Annotated in this window: 7 protein-coding genes and 1 pseudogene; all 8 read left to right on the plus strand. The window is 31.1% G+C overall.

The features are described 5' to 3' along the window. Positions 1–267 precede the first annotated feature (267 nt). Positions 268–972: a superantigen-like protein SSL5 gene (locus IDG66_RS07280; RefSeq protein WP_000781345.1), complete on the plus strand. Its 705-nt coding sequence runs from the start codon at positions 268–270 to the stop codon at positions 970–972. Between the two features lie 445 nt (positions 973–1,417). Beyond that, the gene (locus IDG66_RS07285; RefSeq protein WP_206172182.1) at positions 1,418–2,116 is read left to right on the plus strand and encodes a superantigen-like protein SSL6; all 699 of its coding nucleotides are present in this window, start codon (positions 1,418–1,420) and stop codon (positions 2,114–2,116) included. Between the two features lie 421 nt (positions 2,117–2,537). After that, entirely contained in the window at positions 2,538–3,233 is a 696-nt protein-coding gene (locus tag IDG66_RS07290; RefSeq protein WP_000769837.1) for a superantigen-like protein SSL7, read from the plus strand. 338 nt (positions 3,234–3,571) lie between these two features. Next, positions 3,572–4,270 (plus strand): superantigen-like protein SSL8, encoded by a 699-nt coding sequence (locus tag IDG66_RS07295; RefSeq protein WP_000673035.1) that lies wholly within the window; start codon positions 3,572–3,574, stop codon positions 4,268–4,270. A 378-nt stretch (positions 4,271–4,648) separates the two neighbouring features. Next, positions 4,649–5,347 carry a superantigen-like protein SSL9 gene (locus tag IDG66_RS07300; protein ID WP_000673059.1) on the plus strand — a complete coding sequence of 233 codons (699 nt, stop codon included), beginning with the start codon at positions 4,649–4,651 and terminating at the stop codon, positions 5,345–5,347. Between the two features lie 358 nt (positions 5,348–5,705). Beyond that, positions 5,706–6,389 carry a superantigen-like protein SSL10 gene (locus IDG66_RS07305; RefSeq protein ID WP_000778477.1) on the plus strand — a complete coding sequence of 228 codons (684 nt, stop codon included), beginning with the start codon at positions 5,706–5,708 and terminating at the stop codon, positions 6,387–6,389. Between the two features lie 261 nt (positions 6,390–6,650). Then, the gene (locus IDG66_RS07310) at positions 6,651–8,207 is read left to right on the plus strand and encodes a type I restriction-modification system subunit M (RefSeq protein WP_000028610.1); all 1,557 of its coding nucleotides are present in this window, start codon (positions 6,651–6,653) and stop codon (positions 8,205–8,207) included. Beyond that, positions 8,200–8,410: pseudogene (locus tag IDG66_RS07315) on the plus strand (restriction endonuclease subunit S); the annotation flags it as partial. The gene IDG66_RS07310 and the pseudogene IDG66_RS07315, both read left to right, overlap by 8 nt.

Consider the following 8,410-nt stretch of genomic DNA (forward strand, 5'->3'; position numbering starts at 1 on the left):
ATTTGAGAACCCGAATTTTCGATGGGTCCAAATATGACGTGGAAGAGTCCTGAATTTATCTGTAAATCCCTATCTATCGGGTGTGGAGCACAACGGAATCAGTTTTATTTAACGAACATTATAGATTCCTTAATTTACTTAATAATGATTCAATGATTATTAAACATGGTTTAATGTGAAAGGTCAAATACGCCAATTATAATAAAGCTGTATGATTCAATAGACGTAAGCGAACAAATCTAATAATTACGAATGGAGCATACAACTATGAAAATGGCAGCAATTGCGAAAGCAAGTTTAGCATTAGGTATTTTAGCAACAGGAACAATAACGTCATTGCATCAAACTGTAAATGCGAGTGAACATGAAGCAAAATATGAAAATGTGACAAAAGATATCTTTGACTTAAGAGATTACTATAGTGGCGCAAGTAAGGAACTTAAAAATGTTACTGGTTATCGTTATAGCAAAGGTGGCAAGCATTACCTTATCTTTGATAAACATCAAAAGTTCACTAGAATACAAATTTTTGGTAAAGATATAGAAAGATTTAAAGCACGCAAAAATCCGGGATTAGACATATTTGTTGTTAAAGAAGCGGAAAACCGTAATGGCACAGTGTTTTCATATGGTGGTGTCACTAAGAAAAATCAAGACGCTTATTATGATTATATAAACGCACCAAGATTTCAAATCAAGAGAGATGAAGGTGACGGTATTGCTACGTACGGTAGAGTACACTACATTTATAAAGAAGAGATTTCACTTAAAGAACTCGACTTTAAATTGAGACAGTATTTAATTCAAAATTTTGATCTGTATAAAAAGTTTCCTAAAGATAGTAAGATAAAAGTGATAATGAAAGATGGCGGCTATTATACGTTTGAACTTAATAAAAAATTACAAACAAATCGCATGAGTGACGTCATTGACGGTAGAAATATTGAAAAAATAGAAGCCAACATTAGATAATGCAATGAAATATGGATAATAGTAAAATATGGATAGTATAGAGGAGTTAGGCAACATAAGTTGCTTAGCTTCTTTTTTGTGTTGGAGAGATGAAAAAGAAGCGTATCGATGAATAATAAAAACACCAATAAAACTTGTGGGAATAGTTGATACCTATAGTCGCGCGTTGTCCTTTTCGTGACATGAAACAATGTGGAAAACATAATTAAATTGAGGGAAAGTGTGAATAGTTAAAAAAGCTGCGTTAAGTTTAAAAAATAGATTAACGCTGTTAGGATTCTATTAATTAGCTTAACATTGGTTCAAAAATAGTTAAAAAGAGGTTAATTCATAGCTTAGTATTCCGCTTATATAATGATAGTAGATTGTTCGTATTACGTAATTGAAATAATCATATAAAAATATATTAAGACAAAATTTATAAATAGATTGGGAGAATAGTACTATGAAATTAAAAGAGTTAGCTAAAGCAACATTAGTATTGGGATTGTTAGCTACTGGTGTAATAACAACAGAAAGTCAAACAGTAAAAGCGGCAGAATCAACTCAAGGTCAACACAATTATAAATCATTAAAATACTACTATAGCAAGCCAAGTATAGAGTTAATAAATGTAGATGGTCTGTATAGACAACATTTAACTGATAAAGGTGCATATGTATGGAAAAACCTTAAAGATTATTATATTGGGCTACTAGGTGAAGATAGTAAGAAATTCAAATCAGATGTATACGGGGACCTAGATGCATTTTTAGTCATAGAAGAAGAACCTGTTAAAGGAAGACAATATTCAATTGGCGGTATAAGTAAGACAAATAGTAAAGAATTTAAAGAAAGAGAAGTCGATGTTAAAGTAACAAGAAAAGCAGACAGAGATACTACATCAACTAAAGATAGTAAATTTAAAATTACAAAAGAAGAAATCTCGTTAAAAGAGTTAGATTTTAAATTAAGACAAAAATTGATGAAAGAAGAGAATTTATACGATGCAATTAACCATAGAAAAGGTAAAATTGTAGTTAAAATGGAAGATGATAAGTTTTATACTTTCGAACTTACAAAAAAATTACAACCGCATCGCATGGGTGACACGATAGATGGTACCAAAATCAAAGAAATTAATGTTGAGCTAGAATATAAATAATCTTTGGACAAGCAGACTAGTAATTGTAGGGAAGTTAAGCGATAACATATTGCTTAGCTTCTTTTTTGTTTTGTTATGATGAAAAAAGGAGCGGGTTTATGATCAAGTTTTTGGAAAAACGGTTGATACTTATAGTCGCGCGTTGTCCTTTTCGTGACATGAAACAATGTGGAAAACATAATTAAATTGAGGGAAAGTGTGAATAGTTAAAAAATTAGTATTGTGTTATAAAAAATAATTAATACTGTTAGGATTTCATTAACTAACTTAACGTTGGTTCAAAAATAGTTAAAAAGAGGTTAATTCATAGCGCAGTATCTCACTTATATAATGATAGTAGATTGTTCGTATTACGTAATTGAATTAATCATATAAAAATATATTAAGACAAAATTTATAAATAGATTGGGAGAATAGTACTGTGAAATTAAAAACGTTAGCTAAAGCAACATTGGCATTAGGCTTATTAACTACTGGTGTGATTACATCAGAAGGCCAAGCAGTGCAAGCAAAAGAAAAGCAAGAGAGAGTACAACATTTATATGATATTAAAGACTTACATCGATACTACTCATCAGAAAGTTTTGAATTCAGTAATATTAGTGGTAAGGTTGAAAATTATAACGGTTCTAACGTTGTACGCTTTAACCAAGAAAATCAAAATCACCAATTATTCTTATCAGGAAAAGATAAAGATAAATATAAAGAAGGCCTTGAAGGCCAGAATGTCTTTGTGGTAAAAGAATTAATTGATCCAAACGGTAGACTATCTACTGTTGGTGGTGTAACGAAGAAAAATAACCAATCTTCTGAAACTAATACACCTTTATTTATAAAAAAAGTGTATGGCGGAAATTTAGATGCATCAATTGAATCATTTTTAATTAATAAAGAAGAAGTTTCACTGAAAGAACTTGATTTCAAAATTAGACAACATTTAGTTAAAAATTATGGTTTATATAAAGGTACGACTAAATACGGTAAGATCACTTTCAATTTGAAAGATGGAGAAAAGCAAGAAATTGATTTAGGTGATAAATTGCAATTCGAGCACATGGGCGATGTGTTGAATAGTAAGGATATTCAAAATATAGCAGTGACTATTAATCAAATTTAAAGTAAGTAATCAATGACTCTAAAGTAATAAATTTGAAGCAGCTTAGCGATGAAATGTTGAATAGATACGTACACCTTACATAAAGGAGCGTATTTAAAACAACCTTGTCGTTAGGCTTTTTTTACGTTTTATAACGCAGGGTATGAGCGTACTAAAAATTCACATTACTTCTGAAAGTGATGTCCATTGAATATTAATTAGTTCTTCATTAACCATGATTTAATTTTAATTAAACGAGTGTTAATGTCAGTCTGTCTCAATGCCCTTTATAATAAATGTGTATTATTCAAATTACGTAATAAAAGCAATCCAATATATTAAGATTGGAGCATATGAATATGAAATTTACAGCGATAGCTAAAGCGATATTTGTATTAGGAATATTAACAACAAGTGTAATGATAACAGAAAATCAATCGGTTAATGCAAAAGGAAAGTATGAAAAAATGAACCGTTTATATGATACAAACAAGTTACATCAATACTATTCAGGACCTAGTTATGAGTTAACAAATGTTAGTGGCCAAAGTCAAGGTTATTATGACTCTAACGTTTTGCTTTTTAACCAACAAAATCAAAAGTTCCAAGTGTTTTTATTGGGAAAAGATGAAAATAAATACAAAGAAAAAACACATGGTTTAGATGTCTTTGCGGTACCGGAATTAGTAGATTTAGATGGAAGAATATTTAGTGTTAGTGGTGTAACAAAGAAAAATGTAAAATCAATATTTGAGTCTCTAAGAACGCCGAACTTACTAGTTAAAAAAATAGACGATAAAGACGGTTTTTCGTATGATGAATTTTTCTTTATTCAAAAGGAAGAAGTATCATTGAAGGAACTTGATTTCAAAATAAGAAAACTGTTAATTAAAAAATACAAATTGTATGAAGGGGCAGCTGATAAAGGTAGAATTGTTATTAATATGAAAGATGAAAATAAGTATGAAATTGATTTAAGTGATAAATTAGGTTTCGAGCGTATGGCAGATGTCATTAATAGTGAACAAATTAAAAACATCGAAGTGAATTTGAAATAATCAATGATATATATAGAATGAAAGCTTAAGAAGCGGTTTAATAATCCCATGTTTAATGATTTTGATACGTGTTTTAATAATAAAAACATATCGAACATTGACTACGTTATTAAGCTGCTTTTTTGTACACTTTGTATCGAATAACTTAAGATCTAAAACTAATCGGAAAGAACAATGATTCCCCTAAAAAAATTTATGTTGCTATTAAAAATCAGTTAATACGAATGTTAACATACGTTTGATTTTCATTAATAATGATTCAAGTTTATTTAAATGAGCGTTAATGTCAGTCTGTTTTGATGCACCTTATAATAAAGACAGATAGTTCAAATTACGTAATAATAACAATCCAATATATCAAGATTGGAGCAAATAAATATGAAATTTACAGCATTAGCAAAAGCAACATTAGCATTAGGAATATTAACTACAGGTGTGTTTACAACAGAAAGTAAAGCTGTTCACGCGAAAGTAGAACTTGATGAGACACAACGCAAATATTATATCAATATGCTACATCAATACTATTCTGAAGAAAGTTTTGAACCAACAAATATTAGTGTTAAAAGCGAAGATTACTATGGCTCTAACGTTTTAAACTTTAAACAACGAAATAAAGCTTTTAAAGTATTTTTACTTGGTGACGATAAAAATAAATATAAAGAAAAAACACATGGCCTTGATGTCTTTGCAGTACCTGAATTAATAGATATAAAAGGTGGCATATATAGCGTTGGCGGTATAACAAAGAAAAATGTGAGATCAGTGTTTGGATTTGTAAGTAATCCAAGTCTACAAGTTAAAAAAATCGATCCTAAACATGGCTTTTCGATAAATGAGTTGTTCTTTATTCAAAAGGAAGAAGTATCGTTGAAGGAACTGGATTTTAAAATAAGAAAAATGTTAGTCGAAAAATATAGATTGTATAAAGGCGCGTCAGATAAAGGTAGAATCGTTATTAATATGAAAGACGAAAAGAAATATGTAATTGATTTAAGTGAAAAATTAAGTTTTGATCGTATGTTTGATGTAATGGATAGTAAGCAAATTAAAAATATTGAAGTGAATTTGAATTAATTAAGTATAATAACTTAAGAAGCGACTTAACGACAAAATGTGAATTGACATGCATGTCCTTAAATAAGGAACTGTGTTAAATACATTACTGTTGTTAAGTTGTTTTTTGCGTTTCAAAGAGCAGAACAGAGTAACATCATCAGTTGTAGTAAACGATAATCTAGTAAAACAACTAAATGAAATAATGAAATTCATTTAACCTGAACATTAAAATATATTTGTTTTTCATTAAGAATAATTCAAGTATATTTAAATCGAGGTTAATTATCGTATGAAACGATGCACGTTATAATAAAAATGTATGATTCAAATTACGTAATGAAAACAATCCAATATATTAAGATTGGAGCAAAACAATATGAAATTAACAGCGATAGCTAAAGCTGCATTAGCTTTAGGAATTTTAACAACAGGAACTTTAACAACAGAAGTTCATTCAGGTCATGCAAAACAAAATCAAAAGTCAGTAAATAAACATGACAAGGAAGCATTATACCGATACTACACTGGAAAGACTATGGAAATGAAAAATATTAGTGCTTTGAAACATGGTAAAAATAACTTGCGTTTTAAGTTTAGAGGTATTAAGATTCAAGTTTTACTGCCTGGAAATGATAAAAGTAAATTTCAACAGCGTAGTTATGAGGGGTTAGATGTGTTTTTTGTTCAAGAAAAAAGAGATAAGCACGATATATTTTATACTGTTGGTGGTGTAATACAGAATAATAAAACATCTGGAGTTGTCAGTGCACCAATATTAAATATTTCAAAAGAAAAGGGTGAAGATGCTTTTGTGAAAGGTTACCCTTATTACATTAAAAAAGAAAAAATAACACTAAAAGAGCTGGATTATAAGTTGAGAAAGCATCTAATCGAAAAATATGGACTTTATAAAACAATCTCAAAAGATGGTAGGGTCAAAATTAGCTTGAAAGATGGCAGTTTTTATAACCTTGATTTAAGATCTAAATTAAAATTCAAATATATGGGGGAAGTCATAGAAAGCAAACAAATTAAAGATATTGAAGTTAACTTAAAGTAAATAATTACGAATAATAAAAAGTAATTGAAGCGGCTTAACGATGAAAAGTAAATTGATGCGCATACCTTACCAAAAGGATGCATCAATCGATATCGTCGTTAAGCTGTTTTGGTTTACGTTTCATGGATTCTACCCCAATTTTCATAAATATAAAAATTCCACCACCAACATCAAAATTCTCAACATCGCAACATACCCAAATGTTATAATAAATCTATTACACAAAGAGATAAATTACTTATTCAAAGGCGGAGGAATCACATGTCTATTACTGAAAAACAACGTCAGCAACAAGCTGAATTACATAAAAAATTATGGTCGATTGCGAATGATTTAAGAGGGAACATGGATGCGAGTGAATTCCGTAATTACATTTTAGGCTTGATTTTCTATCGCTTCTTATCCGAAAAAGCAGAACAAGAATATGCAGATGCGTTGGCAGGTGAAGATATCACGTATCAAGAGACATGGGCAGATGAAGAATATCGTGAAGACTTAAAAGCTGAATTAATTGATCAAGTCGGTTACTTCATTGAACCACAAGATTTATTCAGTGCGATGATTCGTGAAATTGAAACGCAAGATTTCGATATCGAACATCTGGCGACGGCAATTCGTAAAGTTGAAACATCAACATTAGGTGAAGAAAGTGAAAATGACTTTATCGGACTGTTCAGCGATATGGACTTAAGTTCAACGCGACTAGGTAACAATGTCAAAGAACGTACTGCTTTAATCTCTAAAGTCATGGTTAATCTTGACGATTTACCATTTGTTCACAGTGATATGGAAATTGATATGTTAGGTGATGCATATGAATTCCTAATTGGGCGCTTTGCGGCGACAGCAGGTAAAAAAGCAGGCGAGTTCTATACACCACAACAAGTATCTAAGATACTGGCGAAGATTGTCACAGACGGTAAAGATAAATTACGTCATGTGTACGACCCAACATGTGGTTCCGGTTCATTATTGTTACGTGTTGGTAAAGAAACGCAAGTGTATCGTTATTTCGGTCAAGAACGTAACAATACCACTTACAACTTAGCACGCATGAACATGTTATTACATGATGTACGTTATGAAAATTTCGATATCCGTAATGATGACACGTTGGAAAATCCAGCCTTTTTAGGACATACATTTGATGCGGTTATTGCGAACCCACCATACAGTGCGAAATGGACAGCAGATTCAAAATTTGAAAATGACGAACGATTCAGCGGATACGGCAAACTTGCGCCAAAGTCCAAAGCAGACTTTGCCTTTATTCAACACATGGTACATTACTTAGACGATGAAGGTACCATGGCCGTTGTACTCCCACATGGTGTCTTATTCCGTGGTGCTGCAGAAGGTGTCATTCGTCGTTATTTAATTGAAGAAAAGAACTACTTAGAAGCCGTGATTGGCTTACCAGCCAATATTTTCTATGGGACAAGTATTCCAACATGTATTTTAGTATTTAAAAAATGTCGCCAACAAGAAGACTATGTATTATTTATCGATGCATCCAATGATTTTGAAAAAGGAAAAAATCAAAACCATTTAACCGATGCCCAAGTCGAACGCATTATTAACACATATAAGCGTAAGGAAACAATTGATAAATATAGCTACAGTGCGACATTACAAGAGATCGCCGATAACGATTACAACTTAAACATACCGAGATATGTCGATACATTCGAAGAAGAAGCACCGATTGATTTAGATCAAGTCCAACAAGATTTGAAAAATATCGACAAAGAAATCGCAGAAGTTGAACAAGAAATCAATGCATACCTGAAAGAACTTGGGGTGTTGAAAGATGAGTAATACACAAAAGAAAAATGTGCCAGAGTTGAGGTTCCCAGGGTTTGAAGGCGAATGGGAAGAGAAGAAGTTAGGGGACCTTACTACCAAAATAGGTAGTGGAAAGACTCCCAAAGGTGGAAGTGAAAACTATACAAACAAAGGCATACCATTTTTAAGGAGTCAAAATATTAGAAATGGTAAATTAAATCTTAATGACTTAGTTT

It is taken from the genome of Staphylococcus sp. EG-SA-18 (assembly GCF_017151825.1).
Classification (GTDB): Bacteria; Bacillota; Bacilli; order Staphylococcales; family Staphylococcaceae; genus Staphylococcus; species Staphylococcus aureus.